This window comes from Vreelandella venusta, from assembly GCF_044809155.1.
GTDB lineage: Bacteria > Pseudomonadota > Gammaproteobacteria > Pseudomonadales > Halomonadaceae > Vreelandella > Vreelandella venusta_B.
The window spans coordinates 1,637,325-1,660,147 of record NZ_CP085241.1; the positions used below are offsets into that span (position 1 = coordinate 1,637,325).

The window sequence follows — 22,823 nt, forward strand, 5'->3', positions numbered from 1 at the left end:
TGGCGACTTACAGAAGCTGCTGTTTCATCCCTAGCCAAACTGCTCTCCTAGAATTCAGGACCAATGGAAAAATGCACACGCCAGTCATCTTCACTATCGAAAGGGTGCGCGACATCAAAACGAATAGGACCTACGGGAGAGATCCAGCGTACTCCCACCCCTGCACCGGTTTTGAGATCTTCTGGTCCCCAGTTATCGAAGGCATCACCACTATCTACAAACGTGGCGCCCCACCAATCTCCCGTTACGCGTCGCTGGTACTCAAGCGTTGAGGTGAGCAGCTGCTGCCCGCCACGCAATCGGCCCTCTTCGTTTGTGGGCGATAAACTTTCAAAAGAGTAACCCCGAACGCTTCGGTCACCCCCAGCAAAGAAACGCAAAGAGGGGGGTAACTTATCAAAGTCATCGGTTTCTATGGCGCCAATGCTAACCCTTGCAGAGAACCGGTTATCATTGCCAATGGTGCGGATCCACTCTGTGTCCCCTGTTACGCGAGCAAATTGGGCGTCAGACCCCCAAACCGGATCAGAGTACTCGATGGAAAGCTGCTGACGGTCACCCCATAGAGGAAAGCGTTGTGGCCGTGTTCGCGTTCGAGACCACTGAATACCCGGATAAAATAACCACGCGTCATCTGACATCCCGCCTTGGGTAAAATCTTCAAACGTGGTTCTAAAATAAAGCGTTTGCACCCAGCGATTCTCAAACTCCCAGCGGCGGGCGATCTCCACCGTACCTTCCAGCGACTGTGTGTCGCCATCGTCTAGGTTGCGCACGCCATATTGAAGGCGGTAGTTATCGCGGAGAGGGTCTTCCAACGGAATGTTATAGACACCGGTAAAACGCTGTTCTGGTGCGGAAATATACACGTCATGATTGAGACTATGCCCAAAGCGATTGATCCAAGGCTGTTGCCAGCCAAAGCGTAACCGAGGCCCAACATCGGTCGCAAAGCCAATACCCACCTCAAACTGGTGGCGATCAGCGGGTTCAACGCTCACATCAATGGGTAGGCGCGTATCGTCTTCATCGCGACGATTAAGGCTCAAGGCGCTGGCCAGTGCCGCACTGGAGAGGCGAGGCCGCTGGGGCTGAGAAGCGGTCGCTTCGTTCCACCAAGGAGCACCGCCAGAAAAAGGCGCGATAGTGAGTTCTTGAGCGGTTTCTAAACGAGGACGGACGCTGACGGAACTAAACCACCCTGTCTCTGCTAGACGCTGGTTATAGCGGGCTAGAGATTCCGCCAAGTAAGGGGCGCCGGTTTCAAATGTCTGCATTTGACGCAGACGCTCAGGCTCGATGTGACTACCGACAATAGACGTCTCACCAAATTGGTAACGAGGCCCGCTATTAAAATCCATGTAGAGACGAGCGCTTTCAAGGTAAGGCCTGACTTCCATCTTGCGATCAGCAAACGCCCAGTCAAAGTAACCTCGCTCAATGGCGAGGCCCGACAGTTGGTTACGCAGTCGATCCCAGGGTGCATGCTGTAAAGCATCGCCCTCACGTAAAGGAAAGCTGTCGAGAGCGTTTTGAAAAGGGGGATCACTCTGGGCGTCGCCGGTAATATTGATCGATAACACCTCAATTCTAACCTGAGGCCCAGGCTCTATTTGAACTGAAACCGGCGTTTGATTCAGTTCCACCGTAATTTCAGGTTCGTAATAACCAAAAACACGCATGGCTTCACGCGCCCGTTGCCTAATCTCTCCTTCAAGGCGAACTTCGGTGTAGAGTTCTTCATCAATGCTTTGTAGATAAGCATCGATATTGCTCTCAACTGGGCTACTCACCCCACTGATTGCAGCGTTTAGTGCCCATGAGGTGGGACTCAACGTGAAGAAAGGCAGTGCCATTAAGCAAGCTGACTTTTTGGCTACCGGCCATCGCCGTTGTTTTCCCATACGGTTTATCCCTAACTAGATCAGCAATTCGATAGATACTTTCTACCGGAGCATTTCCATCTGCGCACTGAAGGCTAACTGTGCTTGGCGTACCTGCCGAATATCGCTTTCTAACGTATTGATTTGTTGTGCCCACTGCTGTTCTAACGCATCCAGTGAAGCTTGACTCGCTGCCGATGACTCAGTCGTACTGAGTGTTTCGACAGTTGAAGAAAGCGTGCTTAATCGCTGATCTACTGCTTCACGCCAGCGGGTAAATTCCGCCTCTAATTCATCACTTTCGGCTGCTAGCTGGCGTTCAAGCACTGCAAAGCGCTGGACGGTATCCTGTTCAAGATGAGAAACCTCCTCAAGGAGATTCTGCCGCCCAGATGTACCCGACTGCTCCAGTGCATTTAGGGAGCTGCGAATAGCCGCCAGCTGCCCGTCACGAAGGCTGGCCTGTTCGCGAAGCTGTTCAAGGGACTGCGAGAGCGAGCTGACCGCATCATCCGAAACAAGCTCCTCATTGGCCGTTAACAAGCCATAAAGCTCTTGGCGGGTATTGGTGACGACCATGGCCAGCTGTTCCTGCTCTTGAAAGAGTGTTGCCATCTGAGCCTGTACAAAGGTTATCGTATCTTGGGTATCTGTGTCATCTGAGTCTAGCCTGGCGTGTAGGTTTGACACTTCCCCGCTAACGCGGTGAAGGTCGTTTAATAAACGCTCACGCTCGTACCAGAGACCCACTGCCGCAGCACCCAGTGCGATAACGATGACTGTCATCACTAACCACAAAGGCCATAGCCTTGGCCCCTTGCGGTAACGCAAATGTTGCGCGGTCAGACTTTGATCCACATCGGGAACAATGCGCTGGGACGAAGTGCTATTGGGCATGATTATTCCTCGAAAGTCGTCGGGTCGGCACGGCGCCCGATTCCTCTGTAGCGTAAGCCGCAGCTTGCTACAAAGGCTGGGTCGTAGATGTTGCGCCCATCGAGCACTAACTTAGCGCTTAGTAACGAGGCTAAGCGATGCCAGTCAGGGTTCCAATAGGATTTCCACTCTGTTACCAGCATCAGTGCATCGGCGCCTTCACACGCTTCGTAGGGATCCTCCTCAAACGTGATTAAATCGTCGCGCTTACCGACAGCGGTGTGTAAGGCTGGAATCGCCGCTGGATCATGCAGCCTCACCTTAACACCCTGCGCCCATAGTGCCTCCAGTAGCGTTAATACCGGTGCATGATCAATACGTGCGGTGCCAGGCTTAAAAGCAGCCCCCCAAATGGCGATGGTTCTTCCCGCTAAGTCACCTTCAAAGACAGTCCATAGCTTTCTAAACAAGGTCTCTTTTTTCTGCTCGTTGATATCCATGACTTGCTCAAGCAGCGCCGAATATCTGCCGCTGGCTGATTGGACATCGGCTAGACGCATTAAATCACGGGAGAAATTAGGCCCACCGAAACCACAGCCTGGGTACAAATACTCAAACCCGATGCGGGTATCTGCCCCCATCCCTTGACGAACATGCTCTACATCAACACCGAGCGTATCGGCAAGGCCTGCAATTTCATTCATGTAGCTTATGCGTGTTGCCAACATGCCGTTGATGGCAAGCTTGGTCAGCTCAGCTGCTCGGCAGGGCATGCGTTGGAACACCTCGCTGCGTCGATTGAAGGCACGTAAGAGTTCTCGGGTTATCTGTTCGCCCCTTGCGTCATCGCAGCCTAACAACCACCGCAAAGGGCGGGTAAACGATGTCCAAGCCCGGCCCTCTTCAAGCGTATCTGGCAGCGCAACACTACTATGCTGAGCGCCCATGACCGCATGAAGCCGCTCAGTTTCACCTACGGGGAACGTCGAGTTATTAATCAGCACTGCACCGCTGTGCGATTTAAAAATAGAGTGTTGAAGTAGCATATTGGCTGACTGACGCTGTCCGGGAGATAACGCTAGCCATACCACATCAGGTGTGCCGGCTTGCTCAAGCGATTCGATAATTCGCAGCGTACCGCTGGAGAAAGCTTGAGCAATATGTGTCATTAGCTCTGGTTCACGACGTAACCAATCTTCATCAGAGAGGTCAGACCACTGGGCATCTTCATGCAGCAGCCAGTCCACGTGATGACCCACCCAGGCTAGCGCAGCAGCAGCCGTCGCGGCACTTAATTCACTACCGTGGAGTAATACGCGCATCACTTACACTCCATGACAAGATAATGTTCGGAAAAATAGGCCGTTATACATTATGCAAAGTTCCTTTTCATGCGTTCCACCCAAGGAGTGTTTAGAATGACATAATACTGAACGATGAGCCGGATGCCACCTTGCACGTAATCCCCCAGCAGGCGAAGGCAATAACATCCAGCATAATTAGATAGACAAACCCTCTTTAGGTTAAGGAGTGCAAAATATGCAAGCGTCACCTCAGGATAGCACTGCTGATCGCTATCAAGGCAACGTCGATGCAGCGGAAGTGGCTAAATTTGAAGCGCTCGCCAGTCGCTGGTGGGACCCTCAAAGTGAATTCAAACCACTGCACGAGATTAACCCGTTACGACTTGACTTTATTGACGCCCGTGCAGGACTGGCTGGCAAACGGGTGCTGGATGTGGGCTGTGGCGGCGGCATATTAAGTGAGTCTATGGCGCATCGGGGAGCCAAGGTGACTGGTATCGATCTAGGTGAAGCGCCCTTGGGGGTTGCCCGCTTGCACGCAGAAGAGAGCGGCGTTGAGATTGACTACCGTAACATCAGTGTTGAAGCCTTGGCAGATCAACAGGCAGGCAGCTTCGACATTGTTACCTGCATGGAGATGCTAGAGCACGTGCCTGACCCGGCCTCTGTCATTCAAGCGTGCAGCCGACTAGTACGTCCAGGCGGCTATGTATTTTTCTCGACCTTAAACCGAACCCCCAAATCTTATGCGTTTGCCATATTGGGCGCTGAGTACGTGTTGAGGCTATTACCCCGGGGCACCCATGACTACGCTAAATTTATCCGCCCTTCTGAAATGGCTGCTTGGTCACGGGCATCCGGGCTGGAAATACGGGAGCAAACGGGGCTTACCTATAATCCCTTAACACGGCGTTATCGCTTGGTCGCCCATGACGTATCGGTCAACTATATGATGTATTGCCGCAAGGTGAACTCATAAATGCCAACGACATTTTCAAAAGCAGTTTCAAAAACAGTGCCAGAGGCAGTACTTTTTGACTTAGATGGCACGTTAGTGGATACCGCACCAGATTTAGCCCAAGCAACTAATGCCTTAAGACAGCATCACGGCTTGGCGCCACTGGCTTTCGAGAAAATTCGGGGGCAAGTGTCTAATGGAGGAAGTGCCCTGGTCACCTTGGCGATTGGCCTTGAAAGTGGGACTCAGGCACATGATGCCGCCAGGCAATATTTATTAGATGCCTATGAACAAGCAGTGGCGGTACATAGCCAGGTATTTAAACCGTTAGATGAGTGGCTCACTCGGTGGCATTCAGAATCGCGCTTATGGGGTATTGTCACCAATAAACCGCGACGCTATACCCTGCCTCTGCTTGAAGCCTTAGCCTTAAAGCCAGGTGCACTGCTTTGTGCCGATGACCTGAGTGTTAAGAAGCCCTCGCCTGAGCCGCTGTGGGAAGCAGCACACCGCCTTGGCGTTGCTCCGCAGGCGTGTTGGTATGTTGGTGATCACGTACGTGATATGGACGCAGCGAAAGCAGCAGGGATGACGGCCGTCGCCGTTGGCTATGGTTATATTAGTGAAGAAGATAATTACCAGCAGTGGCCCGCCGATATCTGGTTTGAAACCTGTGAAGATTTAGTTGATGCTCTAAACGCATTTCATCATACGGCTAAACAATAAATTAGCAATAAACGTTTAGAGCACCTTGCAAGCCCCGCCTGTTTGACTGAGCTTTTAAACGCGGGGTGGCTGGGCATCAAGTTTTTGGCCACTAACGCCCGTACTGTCTGGCCCCATTAACCAGAGGTACGTCGGCATGATCTCTTCAGGCGTACGCAGCGTCGCAGGATCCTCTCCTGGAAAGGCGGTGCGTCGCATCTGTGTTCGTGTTGCACCAGGATTGAGCGTATTAACACGAATATTAGCCTGGTTTTCCAACTCATCCGCCAGTACTTCTGCAAAGCCTTCAGTGGCAAACTTGGAAACTGAGTAGGCTCCCCAGTAGGCCCTTCCTTTACGGCCAACGCTTGACGACGTAAAAATAACCGATGCATCTTTGGATTGCTGAAGCAGAGGCAATAATGCCTGTGTCATCCAAATAGGCCCGTTTATGTTTACCTGCATTACCTGTTCCCAAAGCTCGGGATTATACTGCTCAAAGGGCGTAATGCGTCCTAGCAACCCGGCGTTATGAAGTAACCCATCTAAGCGCCCAAACTCTTTATCCAGCGTCTCAGCCATATCATGAAAGTCTTTGAGAGACGCGCCCTCAAAATTCAGCGGGAAAATGGCCGGCTGCGGGCCACCTGCCGCTTCAATTTCATCATAAACGCTTTCGAGTTTTGCGATGGTACGCCCTAATAGAACAACCGTTGCCCCATGGCGGGCATAGCTTAGCGCCGCAGCGCGGCCAATACCGTCACCCGCACCGGTTACCAACACGACGCGGTTTTCTAACAGGTTGGCCGTTGGTTGATAGTCGATTTTGCAGCTCATGAGGTTTCCTTGAAGCGAAAAAAATAGTTCAGGCCTATCCTGCAGACTGACGGAGAAAATCATTCGCGAGACCGGCAGCACTACTTTGCGGATAGTCATCGCGCACTTGCTCAAGCAGTTCTCTGCTGCGTTCAGCCTCACCCTGGCGTGCTTTTACAAGCCCCAGTTTGTAAAGTGCATCGGGCACTTTGCTGCTACTGCTGTACTGCTCTATTACACGGCTAAAAGCTTCATCTGCTGAACTTAGTTCGCCTTCCGCAGCATAAAGTTCACCCAGCCAATAGTGGCCATTGGCGGTCAAGCTACTGTCGGGATGGTCAGCCACAAATGCTTCAAAAGCAGCGATAGCGTCGCTAAAGCGTCTTGCTTGAACATGAGCAAATGCCGCTTGGTAATCCGCCTGAGCTTCTTCACTAACGTTGCGTACAGATGGGGCGTTTACTACCTGCTCTGCTGCTTCGGGTTCGACCTGTGGAGTGGATTGCTCGATTTGACTAGGGCCACTGCTCATTAAGCGGTCTTCAATGTCGAGGTACTGTTGCTGCGACTGGCGACGCAGCTGCTCCAGCTGGTGGCGAAGCTCTTCAATCTGCCCGCGCAACTGCTGAATTTCCTGCTGGTGTTCTTGCACCTGATTAAAAAGTACCAGGTTTCCAGCCGAGGCTTCTTGTCGTTGGGTTTGCTGATAAAAACTACTGGAAGAGCCCGATGAAAGGTCTTGAACAAGCGGCTGCTGAGCCACAGCAGCCAGGGGCAATACGGACAGCGGGAGCACTATGGCTCCCGCACCGCACAGCCTCTCAAAATAGCGTTTGAGACTGTGATTCATGATGACTCCATTGCGCTATTGGCGTGTCATTAGCACGCCAATGCCATCAATAATTAAAGACAACGCGGCGATTTTGTGAGTACGCGCTCTCAGTCTGTCCGCTTGCAGCTGGGCGCTCTTCACCGTAGCTAACCACGCTCATTTGTGAAGAGGATACCCCTTGGATGTTTAGGAAACGCTGTACGGCCCCTGCGCGACGCTCACCCAGTGCCATGTTGTATTCACGCGTGCCGCGCTCATCAGTATGGCCATGAAGTACAACTTGCGCGTTGGGATTAGCGCGCAGATAGCGAGCATGCGCCATCACCACTGATTCGTATTCGCCCTTGATAGTATCGCGGTCAAAATCGAAGTAAATGGTGCGTACTTCAGGAATACGTGAGTCGGCTTGCTGACCAGCGCCTGCACCAGCGCCTGATGTGGAGCCGTATTGGCCACCCGTGCCAACACCCGAGGTGGATCCCATGCTGCTGCCATCTTGGCTACCGTAGGAGTCACCATCTTGGGTTCCGCCGGTGCTGGAACAGCCAGCGATAACTACGATAGATAACGCTACTGCCAATGAGCGAGCCAACGGTTTAAGTTGCATAATCAGACTCCTTGCCTGAAAACAGAAAACAAATGCAGTTCAATTTTAATTTAAGAAAGGTGACCACGCGGGATCGCGGACATCACCCTGTGCTGCGGGCAATCTAAATGACGAACGACCATCGGCCGATACAGCACTCAGCACCCCATTGTTACCCTGTTGGGTAGCGAAGATTACCATGGTCCCGTTCGGAGCAACACTAGGAGATTCATCCCTTGTTGATTCACTCAGCACAACTAAGCGACCCCCATCGAGTTCCTGGCGTGCTACTTGGTAACCACGGCTTGAGCGGTGAATTAAAAATATCTGTTCACCGTCTGGCGCATAACGTGCACGGGCATTGTAATTGCCCGTAAACGTCACGCGGTTTGTTTCACCGCTACCTAATACGTGGCGATAAATTTGCGGCCCGCCGCTGCGATCAGACGTGAAAATAAGGCTGCGGCCATCAGGCGACCAAGCAGGCTCGGTATCAATACTGTTGCTTTGCGTGATGCGTTCAATAGAGCGATTAGCCACATCTAAGATATAAATTTCCGGTTGGCCATCTTTAGAAAGCGACATGGCGATACGTCGACCATCCGGCGACCAGGTCGGCGCACCGTTAATGCCTTCAAACGAGGTGGCCTGCACCCGTTGTCCGGTCGCTACATCTTGAATATAAATAGCAGGACGCTCGGTCTCAAAAGAGACATAGGCCAGCTTCCTGCCATCTGGTGACCATGAAGGTGACATGATCGGCTGATCTGAGGTGAGCACTTGCTGGCTATTGCGACCATCCGCATCCGCTACATAAAGACCGAACTGCATATTGTCGCCCAGCCCCTGGGCCGTTACATAAGCGATGCGCGTTGAGAAAGCGCCTCGGATATCGGTAATGGCCTCGAAAATCTGGTCGCTAATGTAGTGCGCTGCGCCACGTAGGTCATTGGCATCGGCAGTGACCGTCTCTCCCATTATGCGCCGCTGACCACTGATATCCATTAAATCAAACTGCAGTTGATAGCCGCTGTCCGTTTGCTGTGCGCGCCCTACTACCAAGTAACGCACATCCAGTGAACGCCATGTGCCGAACTCTACCTCGCCTGCCTGGCTTGGGCGGTCAAACATAGCATCACGCTCAAGTGGCGAGAAATAGCCACTTCTTTCTAAGTTGTCATGAATAATTTGCGCGATGTCTTCTGGCATATTGTCGCCGCCAGCAAAAGGCACGACCCCAATGGGTAGCGCTTGATCACTCCCACGCGTTATTTCAATCGTAAGATTTGCATGTACTGCACTGCTAACAAACAGCAATACGCAAAACAGCCACACTTTGCTAAAGGTTTGCATCAGCGAACATCCCCCGGGGTAAATCGCAGATTAAATTGGCGTAAATTACGCTGCTGATCGGCGGGTAATTCTCGTAACTCGCCGAAAGGTGCAGCTTGTTCAACGGCCTGCATCGCAGACCGGTCAAACGTACTATCGCCACTTGTCGTAACAATAGAGGTTGCCAACAGTTCACCTGATGGCCCTAGCCTTACTTGAATCGTAGCACTCATCGCATTACTTGCACCTGGCGGAATAATCCAAGCCTGTTCCACCGCACGGCGAACAATATTAATGAAGCTGTTTGCTGCCTGCTGGGCCTGCTGCGCGTTGGCTGCAGCTTCCGCTTCACCCGCTAGCTGACGCTGCATTGCAGCTTCAGCGGCTTCCGCAGCACGGCGCTCTTCGGCTTCACGCTCACGCCGCGCCTCTTCTTCTCTGGCACGTTGGGCTTCGGCTTCCCGTTGGCGCTGGGCTTCTGCCTCTTCACGTTCACGCTGAGCTTCGGCTTCGCGCTGGCGCTGAGCCTCTGCTTCTTCACGGGCACGCTGCTCCTCTGCCTCACGCTGACGCTGGGCCTCTGCTTCTTCACGGGCACGCTGCTCTTCCGCTTCGCGCTGGCGCTGTGCTTCCGCTTCTTCACGGACACGCTGCTCCTCTGCCTCACGCTGACGCTGGGCCTCTGCTTCTTCACGGGCACGCTGCTCTTCCGCTTCGCGCTGGCGCTGTGCTTCCGCTTCTTCACGGACACGCTGCTCTTCTGCCTCACGCTGACGCTGCGCTTTTTCACGTGCTTCTGCTTCAATGGCCTGCTCTTCTGCTAAGCGCTGTGCTTCTTCGGCACGTCTTTGCGCCGCTTCTTCAGCTTGGGCTTGAGCTTCTTCTAGAGCACGCTGCTGTTCGGCTTGCCGGGCCTCACGCTGAGCTGCTTCTTCAGCTGCTTGCTGTTGAGCAGCTTCTTGGGAGGGCTCAGTCGAAGGTTCCGGCTGCGGCTCTGGCGTTGGCTCAGTTTCATCAGCCTCTGCAGCCCTGCTCAGGGCTGCTTGCTGCTCAGTAATCTGCTGCGCCTGATCTGTAAATGTTTCTGTACTGACAAACGTCGCCTGCACAATCGAAGAAGAGTCAGGCTCTGACGTCGATGTTGGCAAACTGATTAAGCTAAACACGACCACCATCAAATGCAAAGCAACGGCCAAAATGGCTGGTAGCGTGTAGCCAACATCCTGAGGGTCTCGATGAGTATCGGTAGCCATCGGTGCGTTACCTTTACCCATCTTGCGGCGGCTCGGAAAGCAGCCCCACATTAGCGACACCTGAGCGCTGCAGCGTACTCATAAGTAGAACGATCTGGCCATAAGGCACGTCACGGTCACCACGTACCATAACCGGTGTATCTGGGCTGCGCTGTAGAATCGCCATAATACGTTCGGACATTTGATCCAGAGAGACGACCGAGGTGTCTTCGCCAAGAGTAATAAAATAGTTACCCTCGCGATCGACGGAGATGATGATGGGGTCGTTATCCTCTTGGGTTTCGATGGGTTCTGAAGTGACTTGCGGTAAATCGACGTCTACCCCCTGTGTCAGCAATGGGGTTGTGATCATAAAGATCACCAGCAATACCAACATTACGTCGATAAAGGGGACGACGTTAATCTCCCCCATCGGCTTGCTTTTGCCGCTACGGTTGAATGGACCTTGCATGGCAGACTCCCTTAACTGGCGTTAGGCTTGCCGTCACGGCCTTGCAGATTACGGTGCAAGATAGCGTGAAACTCTTCGGCAAAGTCTTCATATTTACCCAGTAAGCGAGCCGCATCATTGGATAGGCGATTGTAGAAAATCACCGCTGGAATGGCAGCAAAAAGCCCCATGGCTGTAGCAATTAACGCCTCTGCAATCCAAGGTGCCACCGTTGCCAATGTGGCTTGCTGCGTCATAGAAAGCGCCTGGAAAGAGCCCATGATGCCCCACACGGTGCCAAATAGACCAATATAGGGGCTAGCTGAAGCGACGGTGGCCAAGAAAACCAAGTGCTGTGTTAAGCGGTCTTCTTCGCGAGACCATGCAACGCGCATGCTGCGCTGAACCCCTTCTAATACGGAGTCGGCATTGCGTGTTTTAGGCATGAGCCGGTTGAACTCGCGAAACCCTGCTTGAAAGACGTGCTCCGCTCCATGGCGGGGGTCGTCGGCTGGGATTTCTCGGTACAGCTCGTTCAGGTCGACGCCCGACCAAAAAGCTTCTTCGAACTGGTTGTACTCCTGCCTTGCTTTACGCAGTGCAATGCTCCGCTGGAAAATCACCACCCACGAGAGAATCGAGCCCACTACAAGTAGTAGCATCACCAGCTGAACAACCGTGCTGGCACTCATTATTAAGTGGGGAATGGACATGGTGTTATCGTTCACAGTTGCCCTCATCAATCAATTTGCGTCGGCATTTCCGACTGCGGTGATATTCGTGGTGATATCCACCAGGCGTTATAAGACTCGGCGCTCATGAGCCACACAATAAATTAGGACGTCAGGCCTCATTTATCATGCTAAGCGTGGTTGGCCATTTCTTAGGCTTCAACGTCTTAGCACTCAAGCAGGCTATCTCGACTGTGGCAGCGCATAAGAGTTCCTCATTGCGCCTAACCTGCTGTTCAAACGTCATGCGACACCGCCCAATGCTGACAACTGAGGCGCTTACCATCAGTGGGTCATCTAAGCGGGCAGGCTTGGCATATTGACAGGCCAAGCGGTATACCACTAGCTGTGTTCCTTCGTCTAGCAGCATTTGCTGATTTATTCCTAATTCTCTCAGCCAGTCACTGCGCGCACGTTCCATAAACTTGAGGTAGTTAACGTAGTAGACAATCCCGCCAGCGTCAGTATCTTCCATGTAAACGCGTACTGGCATGGTGAAACCAGGACTCATGGCCGCCGCTCTCCTTCTACGTTTACCGACTGCTCATGGGGAACCCTATCAAAATGCAGCCACGCTTGGCGGGTTACCATGCGCCCTCTTGGCGTTCGCATCATCAAGCCTTGCTGAATAAGATAAGGCTCAATAACGTCTTCAATGGTATCGCGCTCTTCGCCTATTGCTGCGGATAGTGAATCAACCCCCACTGGACCACCATCAAATTTATCAATCATGGCCAGCAACAAGCGCCTGTCCATGTGATCAAGCCCGTGGTGGTCAACATTAAGCATGTTCAGCGCAGCATCCGCTAAGCGAGCATCCACGACGCCATTACCTTTAATGTCGGCGTAATCACGTACACGCCGAAGCAGTCGATTGGCGATACGCGGCGTGCCCCGAGACCGGTGGGCAATCTCCACAGCGCCCTCTTTACTGGTTTCGACGCGAAGAAGCCGTGCCGAGCGCGAGACAATCTCCGTGAGTTCTTCTAAGTTATAAAACTCAAGGCGCTGCACAATACCAAAGCGGTCACGCAGCGGTGACGTTAACAGGCCCGCGCGTGTTGTTGCACCCACCAGCGTAAAAGGGGGTAAGTCGAGCTTGATTGATCGAGCAGCGGGTCCTTCACCAATCATGATATCGAGCTGAAAATCTTCCATGGCCGGATAAAGCACTTCCTCAACAACCGGCGATAAGCGATGAATCTCATCGATGAATAGAACATCGCCTGGCTCAAGGTTGGTTAGCATCGCGGCTAAGTCACCTGCCCTTTCCAGCACCGGCCCAGAGGTCGATTTAAGCCCTACCCCCATTTCTGTCGCAATGATATTTGCAAGCGTTGTTTTACCTAAGCCTGGCGGACCAAAGACCAGCGTGTGATCCAGGCTTTCTTCGCGAAGCCTAGCGGCACCAATAAATATCTCTAACTGCTCTCGCACTCGAGGCTGGCCGATGTACTCTTTAAGCCGCTTGGGGCGAATCGCGTGGTCAATTCGCACTTCTCCTTGTTCAGGCTCAGCAGCGATTAACCGGTCGTGTTCTAACATAGAGGCTCTTTTTCTAATGGCATACTTAACTGCACGCAGTGGTATTACCGGTAATGAGCAAGGAGTGTTATCCGTTCATACGGTTCGTTAGCGCCGCTTTGATCAGCGCTTCCGTCGATTGGTTAGGATTAATGTCCGCCAACATTTTAGTCGCTTCGGTCAGCTTATAGCCAAGGCTCACCAACGCCGCTTCTGCGTCTGCAAAGCTATCACGAGGGGCAGGACGCCCGCTTGTCGCCTCTAACGCTAGAGGTGCATGACGGCCGTTTTCCCATTCGGGGAAGCGGTCACGCATCTCGATAATCAAGCGCTCGGCGGTTTTTTTGCCCACCCCAGGTAGCTTGGTAAGCGCTTTGCTATCGTCGTCTCTAATGCACTGCATGAAGGCATCTTCGTCCATCCCGGAAAGGATAGCTAACGCTAGTTTAGGGCCAACGCCATTAACTTTGATCAGGGCACGAAACAGCGCGCGCTCATGTTCTCGGGCAAACCCGTAAAGGAGATGGGCATCATCTCGGATAGTGAGATGGGTATAAAGTGAAACGCTCTCCCCAAGAGCGGGCAGCGCTACTAGGGTATTCATTGAGGTCTCTAGCTCATAGCCCACACCGTGAACGTCAATCACAATCCACGGGGGATGTTTGTCCAGCAGAGAACCGCTCAAACGACCAATCATAAGGTTACTCGCAACATTCAAAAACAGATGATCACTATAAAGCCACTCTGTACAGATGACCAGTAGTGGTTAGAGTCGCCAGCGCCCTGAGGAACGGCGACTGCGCCCTCGTGGCGAGCTGGTCGTACTCAGCCCACTCCCTGCATAGGCATGGGTGAGCGCAATGGCTAACGCATCCGCTGCGTCGGCTTGCGGCGTGGCGGAAAGTTTGAGTATGGCAGTTACCATGTGCTGAACTTGGCTTTTATCTGCCCCACCTTGTCCGGTAACCGCCTGTTTAATTTGTCGTGCAGCGTACTCGCCGATACACAAACCGTGGTTGGCGATACACACCAACGCAGCGCCTCGGGCCTGCCCTAACTTAAGCGCTGAATCGGCATTTTTAGCCATAAAAACACGCTCAACGGCCACTTCATTAGGTCGATGCACTCCGATAACCTCAGCAATGCCTGCATAGATCTGCGCCAAACGCTGTTCTAAGGCTCCTTCTGCGGTGCGAATACAACCGCTCGCGACGTAATGCGGCGTAACGCCCACTAGGTCTATTACCCCATAGCCGGTAATGCGTGAACCAGGATCAATACCTAAAATCCTAATAATGGTGGCTGGCTCGATTCCCTTCATTTTACGTGCTCAACGATGCTGGCAATAAAAAATCACTTATAAAAGCGGTGCGAACAAAAACACCGACGCAGGACGTCGGTGTTAGATAACGCTTAACGTAACGGACTACTATTCAGCAGCGTCCGCTTTGGCCTTTTGGCGTAGCCGAATGTTCAGCTCTTTTAACTGGTCGAGGCTAACTTCGCCCGGCGCATCGGTCATTAAGCAACCCGCGCTTTGCGTTTTCGGGAAGGCAATGACTTCACGAATCGTCTTAGCACCGGCCATCAGCATCACTAGACGATCCAAGCCAAAGGCTAAGCCACCATGGGGCGGAGCGCCATACTGAAGCGCATCCAGCAAGAAGCCAAACTTCTCCTGCGCTTCTTCTTTGCCAATGCCTAGGATTTCAAACACAGTGCTCTGCATGGCCTGGTCGTGGATACGGATCGAACCACCACCCAATTCAGTGCCATTGAGCACCATATCGTAAGCACGAGACAGCGCTTTTGCAGGGTCTGCTTTCAGCGCTTCCGGCGTGCAGGAAGGTGCTGTGAAGGGGTGGTGAAGCGGGCTTAATCGACCGTTATCGTCGGCTTCAAACATCGGGAAGTCAACGACCCATAGAGGTGCCCAAGCCTGGGTGTAAAGCTCAAGATCAGCGCCCAGCTTGACGCGTAATGCACCAATCGCTTCATTGACGATGCGCGCCTTATCCGCACCGAAGAAGATGATATCGCCATCCTCTGCGCCCACGCGATCTAATAATTCTTCGACCACGTTTTCCATAAACTTAACGATAGGCGACTGCAGACCTTCAAGGCCTTTGGCACGTTCGTTGACCTTAATCCAGGCAAGGCCTTTTGCACCGTAGATGCCGACAAATTTCGTGTACTCATCGATCTCTTTACGGGAGAGCTTGGCGCCGCCAGGTACTTTAAGTGCTGCTACGCGACCATCTTCAGCACTGGCCGGGCCTGAGAACACCTTAAAGTCAACCTGTTGCATAAGATCATCAACATCGGTTAATTCAAGGGGAATACGCAGATCGGGCTTATCAGAACCAAAGCGATCCATGGCTTCTTGCCATGTCATACGTGGGAACTCAGGCAACTCCACGCTTAGCACTTCTTGGAACAGCTGACGAATCATGACTTCTGTGATGTTCATGATGTCGTTTTCTTCGACGAAAGACGCCTCGATATCAATCTGAGTAAACTCAGGCTGACGGTCAGCACGCAGGTCTTCGTCGCGGAAACATTTAGCGATTTGATAATAGCGATCAAACCCAGCCACCATTAACAGCTGCTTAAACAGCTGCGGCGACTGCGGTAATGCAAAGAAGCTGCCCGCGTGGGTGCGGCTTGGAACCAGGTAATCGCGAGCGCCCTCTGGCGTCGCACGCGTTAACACCGGGGTTTCAATATCAAGGAAACCTTGGTTTTCAAGATACGCGCGGACGGTATGCGAAATACGCGAACGCAGACGCAGTTTCTCGATCATGTCTGGGCGGCGAAGGTCAATATAGCGATGCTTAAGACGCACTTCTTCACCTACCTTGCCATGTTCATCGAGCTGGAAAGGCGGTGTCGCAGCGGTATTGAGCACTTCAACTTCTTTTGCCAGCACCTCAATCATCCCCGTGGGCATGTTGGGGTTTTGGGTACCTTCTGGGCGCAGCCGTACACGCCCGGTAATACGCAGGACGTATTCGCTGCGAACGCGGTCGGCATGGGCAAACGCCTCGGCAGTATCAGGGTCTACAACGAACTGGGCGATGCCATCGCGATCGCGCATATCGAGAAAAATGACCCCACCGTGATCACGGCGACGGTGCACCCAACCACATACGGTGACCGTTTGATCCACCAAAGTTTCGTTAAGCTGGCCGCAATAATGGCTGCGCATGTCTAATCCTGTTCTGTTTCGTGGCAATGAGGTTGTCGCGGGGCGTTACGCCTTTGACAGCCGCGGCTAAGCCGCGGCGCCTTTTTTCGTGGGTGTGCTGCTAGGTTCGTTTTTAGAACCCGTTGCGCTAGAAGCCGTTTGGCCATCAGCGGCCAGGTTCTTCTTACTACCCGTTTTAAAATCAGTTTCGTACCAACCGCCGCCTGCGAGGCGAAAACCCGCCGCTGACACTAAGCGTTCAAGTCCGTCGCGTTGGCAGGCAGGACACTCTTTAAGCGGGTCTGCACTGATTTTCTGTAATTTTTCCATGCGATGGCCGCAGGCCTTGCACTCGTACTCATAGATGGGCATGTTGATAACTCCTGAAAAGCTCAACTCCGATAGACTAGGTTTTCACAGGCTAACGTTTTGGCAAACATGACGTTAACAGGCTGTAAATATGTGGCCTGTCGGGATAAATTCCAAGACTGCGGTTGATAGAGCGACACATTATACCCTTTTGTGCCCCCTGCCGAGCAAGGCCCAGCGCCTATCGGCAGTTAATGGAGAAAATAAAATGCCCCATGCGGTCATGCTGGATGCCCAAAGTCTAGGCCCTGATATTGATTTAACCGCCATCCGTTCCATTGTTCGCCATCTTGACGTATACGAACAGAGTACTTCAGAGCAAGCACTCAACCGACTTGCAGAAGCAGAAATTGCTATTCTAAATAAGGTGAAATTGGACGCAGATACGTTGGCAAAACTGCCAAAATTACGGCTTATCTGTGTTCTTGCTACAGGACTTAACAACATTGACTTAGAGGCAGCTAAAGCGCAGAACATAGTGGTTAAAAATGTCACTGCTTATGGAACCGCCAGTGTTTCCCAGCATACGTTGATGCTTATGCTAACCCTAGCGAATCGCCTACCACGCTACCAAGCAGATATTGCAAACGGCAAGTGGCAGCAGAGTGACTTTTTTTGTTTACAGGAACACCCCACGCTACAGCTAGCGGGCAAGCAGCTCGTTATGGTCGGCCAAGGTGAGCTTGGCTCAGAAGTCGCCCGCTTAGCGGAAGCATTTGGTATGCAAGTGACGTTTGCTGCACGGCCAGGTAACGAAGCTAATGATAAGCGGCCATCATTAGATGACCTATTGCCTAGCGCGGATATAATCAGCTTGCACTGTCCGCTCAGTGAGGCCACCAAACACCTTCTCAATAAAGACCGCTTAGCGGCTGCGAAGCCCTCTCTCTTAATCGTTAATTGTGCCCGTGGCGGCATTATTGATGAAGAAGTCGCTCTGGAAGCGCTTCGCAATGGTCGCATTGGCGGTTTGGCCGTTGACGTGTTGCCTGAAGAGCCTCCACGTGACGGCCATGCGCTTTTAGAAGCGTTAGCGAACGCAGAGCCGCTAAATTTGATCGTTACGCCCCACAACGCATGGATAACGCCTGAAGCCCGTCAGAATATCGTGGCCCTAACAGCCGATAATATTAAAACATGGCAAAAAGGCGTTAATTAAGCAGCGCATTAATACGTCGAAAAATGATCGGGAGCGTGGATGTCATCCAACACCTCAAACATTACATGGGTGACCCGCGCTCCGTCAGGGCCTTGCCACAGCCATTCACCAAGGGCGGTCACCGCATCGGCCGACCCGCACATGACTACTTCAACACGGCCATCTGGCAGGTTCTTCGCATAGCCAGTGATGCCCAGCTTTAGTGCTTGAGCTTGGGTACTATTGCGATACCACACGCCCTGCACTTTTCCGGTTACATACGCCCGTACACATCGTTCTGTCATCATTCGCCCCTTTTTACACTAATTCACGTTTAACCAGTACAGCGCTATTACGCGGAATTAATGAACGCCCACGACGCAATAATAGCGAACGGGTAAACGCAGCGCCAAATAGCAGTATTAATGAGCTGTAATAGACCCATAGCAAAATCATTACCACTGAACCTGCGGCACCATAGGTTGATGCGGTAGCTGTGTAGGCTAAATACACGGCGATAATGCTTCGTCCTATTGTAAATAGCACAGCAGTGACGACCGCCCCAATAAATACGTCTTGCCAACGTAAAACCACATCCGGTAGCACTTTAAAAATCGTCGCAAAAAGGAGTGTTACAACCGCCAGTGAGATTAATGACTCTAACGAGGTAGTGAACAAGCTGGCATAAGGCAGGAGGTGATCGGTGGCTTGCAGCGTCCCCCTAACCACGACCCCTAGCACCAGAGAAACAAGCAGGATAAAGCCTATTGAGAGAACCACCGTCAATGATAGCAGGCGGTTTTTAATAAATATAAACATGCTGTTTGAGGTGGGTTTAGCCGTTACCCCCCAAATGGTATTGAGCGAAAACTGCATTTGGGCAAAGACTGTTGTCGCCCCGACCAGTAGCGCGGCAAACCCAAGCAATGTGGGTAGCAATCCAGACTCTTCAATGCGCGACTGCGCCACGGCTTGTTCAATCGCCAAGGCGGCTTCCGTTCCTAATGCACCCTGTAATTGAGCCACAATTTGCCCTTGCGCCGCGTCTTCACCTAGTACTACCCCAATGACGGTAACGGCGATAATAACGGTGGGCGCCAATGAAAATAGCGTATAAAACGCCAACGATCCTGCGTAACTAAAGGCGTTGCGCTCCAACCATAAGGAGATCGCATCTTGCACCACATTCCACCAAAAAATCAGCGTGCGTTTGAACATATTCATTCCCTTAAATGTCTTTATGGGGCGTCTCTTCAACCACTAACGCCTCTTCCAGAGAGTCAGCATACCTAACCTTAGCGTTAGACGCAGGGCTGATCGCATTGCGCCGGTTACCAGCCCACTCCATAATGGCCCACATTTGCCAACGATCAAGGGAGCGCTATGAACTCGGACGCTGTTGAACCTGCTTCGGCTTACGACTTTGATTGTTTGGTGTTTATTGGGCGTTTTCAGCCACCCCATTTAGGGCATTTAGCGATTATTCGTGAAGCGCTGAAGCAGGCTCGGCAAGTGATTGTGCTGGTTGGCTCCGCTTGGCAGGCCCGCTCGTTACGCAACCCTTGGCACTTTGATGAACGCCAGGCGATGATTCGCTCCGGGTTTGATGACAGCGACAACCAACGTCTGGAAATTACGCCGCTGCTGGATGCGCTGTATAATGACGATGTGTGGGTAAGAGATGTGCAGCGTAAAGTTCGTGACTTGGCAGCGCCCGCTAATGCCCGCTTGCCCCGCATTGGATTAATCGGCGCGAGTCGCGGGCAGTCTAGTTATTATTTATCGCTTTTCCCCCAGTGGGAGTCTGTGAGTGTTCCGCTGGTCGAAGGTATTTCGGCGAGTCAAATACGCGAGCGCCTTTTTCGATCGCTAGGTTCTACCGATGATTATCTAAGCACCGGTGCTTACCATGATTTGCCGCCTGGGGTAGTGAAGCGTGTGGGCAGCTTTTGCAAAGGCGACGCCTACCACCAGCTGTTAGAAGAACAGCAATTATTGGATCAGTATCGCCAAGCATGGGCACAAGCGCCCTACCCGCCTATTTTTGTCACTGTCAACGCAGTGGTTGTGCAATCAGGCCACGTTTTATTGGTCAGGCGGACAGCGGCTCCCGGCAAAGGCTTGCTAGCTTTACCGGGAGGGTTTATCAACCCCCATGAGCGGCTGCTAGATGCTTGTTTGAGAGAGCTGCGCGAGCGGCTACGCCTCAAAGTGCCGGAGCCGGTTTTAAAAGGCTCTCTGCGTGGCCAGCGTTTATTTGATGAGCCGCATCGTAGTTGGCGGGGACGCACACTGGCTGAAGCGTTTTACTTTGCTCTGCGCCCTGACCAGCAGTTGCCTCGCCTTAAACCCGTGCGCGGCGGCGACCATGCGCGCTGGGTGGCGTTAGCCGATTTAAAGCCTGAAAGCCTGTTTGAAGACCACTTTTTCATTATCCAAAACTTTCTTGGACTGCCTGCTGACTTTGGTAGCTTTTAAATCAAGTGACGTAAAGTATCCATTCCGCTGAGCTAAGCCTGTAGAAAATCCCGAGGTAGTTTCATCATTTGCCGCCATAACCGCTCAACACCAGGCTTATGGACTAATGAACAGCGGTAGAGACGAATTTCGAGGGGAATATCCCAGCTTTCGTCTCCCGCCCTTACCAGGCGCCCACTTTTTAATTCTTCACGAATACAAAAATCTGGAATCCAGGCAGTACCTACGCCCTGCAACACCATGCCTTTTAAGCCTTCGGCCATTGCCGTTTCATAAACTGTGCGCAGCTTCATACGCAACGGGTCATTTTTTAGCAGCATGCGCACGCTACGGCCTAGAAACGCGCCTTGCGTATAAGCTAAGTAAGGAATAGAACTATCACGCTGTAGCGAAAAAAGCGGTTCTCCCTTCTCGTCGGGCAGAGTGACAGGCAACATTTTCACTTTGCCAATCGAAAACGAGGGAAAAACTTCTGCGTCGAGCTGCATGGTGGCAAATGGATCATAGTAGGCCAGCATCAAATCACAGTTGCCTTCACGTAGCACATGAATAGCCTCTCCTACATTCATCGCTACAAGACGAGTAGGTAGCTCTCCCAAGCCTTTTTGTAACCGTGATATCCAGGGAGGGTAAAAACTCAGCGCTAACGAGTGCGCAGCGACGATATCCAGCGCCTCGTTTGCAATAGATAAACCACGCAGATGCCCCAGTGACTCATTTAATTGTTCGACTAAGTTTCGGGCAGTAATTAAGAAAAGCTGCCCTTCCGACGTTAAACCTATCGGCGTAGTGGTACGATCAACCAACGTGACGCCGATTGCTTGCTCCAGCGCCCGAATACGACGGCTAAAAGCAGGTTGCGTTACATGACGCTGTTTTGCAGATGCAGAAAAGCTGCGCGTATTCGCCAAAGCGACGAAGTCTTCTAGCCATTTTGTCTCTAAATTCACCCAAAACTCCTTGTACCCAACTGTTCGCAGCTGTTGGTAGTGCTCAGTTGATCACTGAATTGGCGCAGTCAAATAAGCAGCCCGCGATATGACTTTTTTCCACATCGGGCGTTGGTTTATTTCATCCATTGTCACACGTCGGCAATTCGTAAAATCTTCTTCCAGCATTTTACTTACTTTGTTAGCGAACACGGCGCTTGGGATAAAAGCGGTAATTTCAAAATTGAGCCTAAACGACCGGTTGTCTAAATTTACTGTGCCAATAGACGCGGCTTCTCCATCTATCAGCATTACTTTTTGGTGTAAAAACCCAGGAAGATAACGGTATATTTTTACGCCCGCTCTTAACATGTCAGGTAGAAATGAGAAGGCGGATAAAAATACCAGCAAATGATCCGGACGTTCGGGGATCATTACCCGAACATCAAGCCCCCGCATGGCTGCTAAACGAAGTGCGTCTTGCACCCCTTGGTCCGGCACAAAATACGGGCTCGTAACCCACAACCGTTCATTAGCACTGTGAATCAACTGCTGAATTAACAGGCTGGCTGTGTCCTGTTTGTCCGCAGGCCCTGATGGGACAATAACGACTTGGTGATCTTCTTGCGGATGTGTTTCAGCATGCCAGTTAAGCGTGATGACTTCATTGGTTGCCCAATGCCAATCTTCCCAAAAAGCTTCTTGTAAACCTAATACGCTGGGCCCTTGCAATGCTAAATGGGTATCACGCCATGGCCCATGACGAGAATCCTGCCCCAAATACTCAACACCAACGTTAAAACCACCGACCCAGCCCTTCTTGCCATCGGTCACCATGATTTTGCGGTGATTACGAAAATTGAGCTGAAAACGGTGTTTGAAACCGCGTGAAGATCGGAAAGCTTTTACGGCAATTCCTTCTTTGCTGAGATCTCTAAAGTAGCCTTGATTCAGTTTTCGGCTGCCAACTTCGTCATAGAGAAAATAAACCCGAACGCCACGCTGAGCAGCTTGAATTAAATGGTGCTGTAAGCGACGCCCTAACGCATCATCTCGAACAATAAAAAACTGAAGCAGTAAGTAGTCTTTCGCTTGGTCGATACCTGCGAAAAGGCTGTCGAAGGTCGCTTCTCCATCAATCAGCAGCTCTGCACTATTACCCTTGGTTAAGGGCATCATTGCGAGTTGCTCCACTGCTTGAATATCAGCATTTTTGGGCAATGCAACGTGTGGTTTCACGTTGTTGCGATAACGCGCTAGAACTCGCCTTAAGACGTTGTCACGAGCGCCTCTTGCCGAAACATAGCCGTAAAATCGCGGGCGTCCGAAAAACCAGTACGCAGGTAATGCAACGTAAGGAAAGGTGAGCAGCGAAATAATCCACGCCACCGCGCCTTGTGATGTACGGCTCGACATCAAAGCCATGATGGCTGATACAATTCCTAAGAGGTGTATCAGCATAATACCTGCCCCTAATAACCATGAGGTCATT

General features: G+C 51.9%; 24 protein-coding genes. 4 read left to right on the plus strand and 20 right to left on the minus strand.

The features are described 5' to 3' along the window. Positions 1–47: 47 nt before the first annotated feature. From LG301_RS07755 to LG301_RS07765, 3 genes are read right to left on the minus strand one after another with little or no spacing between them, the layout of a single operon-like run. On the minus strand, positions 48–1,904 hold the full coding sequence (locus tag LG301_RS07755; RefSeq protein ID WP_404474852.1) for an autotransporter assembly complex family protein: 1,857 nt from the start codon (positions 1,902–1,904) through the stop codon (positions 48–50). Positions 1,905–1,946: 42 nt separating this feature from the next. Further along, a complete protein-coding gene (locus tag LG301_RS07760; protein ID WP_404474854.1) occupies positions 1,947–2,780 on the minus strand; it encodes a hypothetical protein in 834 nt (277 codons plus the stop codon). Between the two features lie 2 nt (positions 2,781–2,782). Next, entirely contained in the window at positions 2,783–4,081 is a 1,299-nt protein-coding gene (locus tag LG301_RS07765) for a nucleotide sugar dehydrogenase (protein WP_404474856.1), read from the minus strand. Positions 4,082–4,298: 217 nt separating this feature from the next. On the opposite strand from LG301_RS07765, the gene ubiG reads away from it, so the two are divergent. Both ubiG and LG301_RS07775 read left to right on the plus strand, forming a co-directional pair. Next, the gene (gene ubiG, locus LG301_RS07770; protein WP_404474858.1) at positions 4,299–5,042 is read left to right on the plus strand and encodes a bifunctional 2-polyprenyl-6-hydroxyphenol methylase/3-demethylubiquinol 3-O-methyltransferase UbiG; all 744 of its coding nucleotides are present in this window, start codon (positions 4,299–4,301) and stop codon (positions 5,040–5,042) included. After that, complete coding sequence (locus LG301_RS07775) at positions 5,043–5,747, plus strand: HAD family hydrolase (protein WP_404474860.1); 705 nt, start codon at positions 5,043–5,045, stop codon at positions 5,745–5,747. It begins immediately after the preceding gene. A 54-nt stretch (positions 5,748–5,801) separates the two neighbouring features. Here LG301_RS07775 and LG301_RS07780 read toward each other — a convergent pair whose 3' ends face one another. From LG301_RS07780 to LG301_RS07840, 13 genes are all read right to left on the minus strand, one after another. Beyond that, entirely contained in the window at positions 5,802–6,563 is a 762-nt protein-coding gene (locus LG301_RS07780) for a YciK family oxidoreductase (RefSeq protein ID WP_404474862.1), read from the minus strand. A 34-nt stretch (positions 6,564–6,597) separates the two neighbouring features. Then, on the minus strand, positions 6,598–7,392 hold the full coding sequence (ybgF, locus tag LG301_RS07785) for a tol-pal system protein YbgF (RefSeq protein WP_263068799.1): 795 nt from the start codon (positions 7,390–7,392) through the stop codon (positions 6,598–6,600). A 46-nt stretch (positions 7,393–7,438) separates the two neighbouring features. Next, positions 7,439–7,981, minus strand: a complete 543-nt coding sequence (gene pal, locus LG301_RS07790) for a peptidoglycan-associated lipoprotein Pal (RefSeq protein ID WP_263068798.1) — start codon at positions 7,979–7,981, stop codon at positions 7,439–7,441. Positions 7,982–8,026: 45 nt separating this feature from the next. Continuing rightward, positions 8,027–9,313 carry a Tol-Pal system beta propeller repeat protein TolB gene (gene tolB, locus LG301_RS07795; protein WP_404474865.1) on the minus strand — a complete coding sequence of 429 codons (1,287 nt, stop codon included), beginning with the start codon at positions 9,311–9,313 and terminating at the stop codon, positions 8,027–8,029. Beyond that, on the minus strand, positions 9,313–10,545 hold the full coding sequence (gene tolA, locus LG301_RS07800) for a cell envelope integrity protein TolA (protein WP_404474867.1): 1,233 nt from the start codon (positions 10,543–10,545) through the stop codon (positions 9,313–9,315). Before tolA ends, tolB begins: the two co-directional genes overlap by 1 nt. Before the next feature lie 13 nt (positions 10,546–10,558). Next, positions 10,559–10,996, minus strand: coding sequence for a protein TolR (gene tolR / locus LG301_RS07805; RefSeq protein ID WP_404474869.1), 438 nt, complete (start codon positions 10,994–10,996; stop codon positions 10,559–10,561). A gap of 11 nt (positions 10,997–11,007) precedes the next feature. Further along, entirely contained in the window at positions 11,008–11,703 is a 696-nt protein-coding gene (gene tolQ / locus LG301_RS07810) for a protein TolQ (protein ID WP_404474871.1), read from the minus strand. A 115-nt stretch (positions 11,704–11,818) separates the two neighbouring features. Beyond that, a complete protein-coding gene (gene ybgC / locus LG301_RS07815) occupies positions 11,819–12,217 on the minus strand; it encodes a tol-pal system-associated acyl-CoA thioesterase (protein ID WP_404474873.1) in 399 nt (132 codons plus the stop codon). Beyond that, the gene (gene ruvB / locus LG301_RS07820; RefSeq protein ID WP_404474875.1) at positions 12,214–13,251 is read right to left on the minus strand and encodes a Holliday junction branch migration DNA helicase RuvB; all 1,038 of its coding nucleotides are present in this window, start codon (positions 13,249–13,251) and stop codon (positions 12,214–12,216) included. The genes ybgC and ruvB overlap by 4 nt, the downstream gene beginning before the upstream one ends. A 67-nt stretch (positions 13,252–13,318) precedes the next feature. Then, a complete protein-coding gene (gene ruvA, locus LG301_RS07825; protein ID WP_404474877.1) occupies positions 13,319–13,927 on the minus strand; it encodes a Holliday junction branch migration protein RuvA in 609 nt (202 codons plus the stop codon). A 69-nt stretch (positions 13,928–13,996) separates the two neighbouring features. Continuing rightward, positions 13,997–14,551: a crossover junction endodeoxyribonuclease RuvC gene (gene ruvC / locus LG301_RS07830; RefSeq protein ID WP_404474879.1), complete on the minus strand. Its 555-nt coding sequence runs from the start codon at positions 14,549–14,551 to the stop codon at positions 13,997–13,999. A gap of 108 nt (positions 14,552–14,659) precedes the next feature. Then, positions 14,660–16,438 carry an aspartate--tRNA ligase gene (gene aspS / locus LG301_RS07835; protein ID WP_404474881.1) on the minus strand — a complete coding sequence of 593 codons (1,779 nt, stop codon included), beginning with the start codon at positions 16,436–16,438 and terminating at the stop codon, positions 14,660–14,662. Positions 16,439–16,504: 66 nt separating this feature from the next. After that, positions 16,505–16,789, minus strand: coding sequence for an FmdB family zinc ribbon protein (locus tag LG301_RS07840; RefSeq protein WP_404474883.1), 285 nt, complete (start codon positions 16,787–16,789; stop codon positions 16,505–16,507). A gap of 205 nt (positions 16,790–16,994) precedes the next feature. On the opposite strand from LG301_RS07840, the gene LG301_RS07845 reads away from it, so the two are divergent. Next, positions 16,995–17,945, plus strand: a complete 951-nt coding sequence (locus LG301_RS07845) for a D-2-hydroxyacid dehydrogenase (RefSeq protein WP_404474885.1) — start codon at positions 16,995–16,997, stop codon at positions 17,943–17,945. An 8-nt stretch (positions 17,946–17,953) separates the two neighbouring features. Here LG301_RS07845 and LG301_RS07850 read toward each other — a convergent pair whose 3' ends face one another. Together LG301_RS07850 and LG301_RS07855 are read right to left on the minus strand one after the other, a co-directional pair. Further along, positions 17,954–18,229 carry an acylphosphatase gene (locus tag LG301_RS07850; RefSeq protein ID WP_404475207.1) on the minus strand — a complete coding sequence of 92 codons (276 nt, stop codon included), beginning with the start codon at positions 18,227–18,229 and terminating at the stop codon, positions 17,954–17,956. 13 nt (positions 18,230–18,242) lie between these two features. Next, positions 18,243–19,142 (minus strand): YihY/virulence factor BrkB family protein, encoded by a 900-nt coding sequence (locus LG301_RS07855; protein ID WP_404474886.1) that lies wholly within the window; start codon positions 19,140–19,142, stop codon positions 18,243–18,245. A 165-nt stretch (positions 19,143–19,307) separates the two neighbouring features. Between LG301_RS07855 and LG301_RS07860 the strand changes: the two genes are divergently transcribed. Continuing rightward, entirely contained in the window at positions 19,308–20,402 is a 1,095-nt protein-coding gene (locus tag LG301_RS07860; RefSeq protein ID WP_404474888.1) for a bifunctional nicotinamide-nucleotide adenylyltransferase/Nudix hydroxylase, read from the plus strand. A 32-nt stretch (positions 20,403–20,434) separates the two neighbouring features. Here the strand turns inward: LG301_RS07860 and LG301_RS07865 are convergent, their stop codons facing one another. Further along, positions 20,435–21,352, minus strand: a complete 918-nt coding sequence (locus LG301_RS07865) for a LysR substrate-binding domain-containing protein (RefSeq protein WP_404474890.1) — start codon at positions 21,350–21,352, stop codon at positions 20,435–20,437. 51 nt (positions 21,353–21,403) lie between these two features. Continuing rightward, a complete protein-coding gene (gene cls, locus LG301_RS07870; protein ID WP_404474892.1) occupies positions 21,404–22,822 on the minus strand; it encodes a cardiolipin synthase in 1,419 nt (472 codons plus the stop codon). Position 22,823 lies beyond the last annotated feature (1 nt).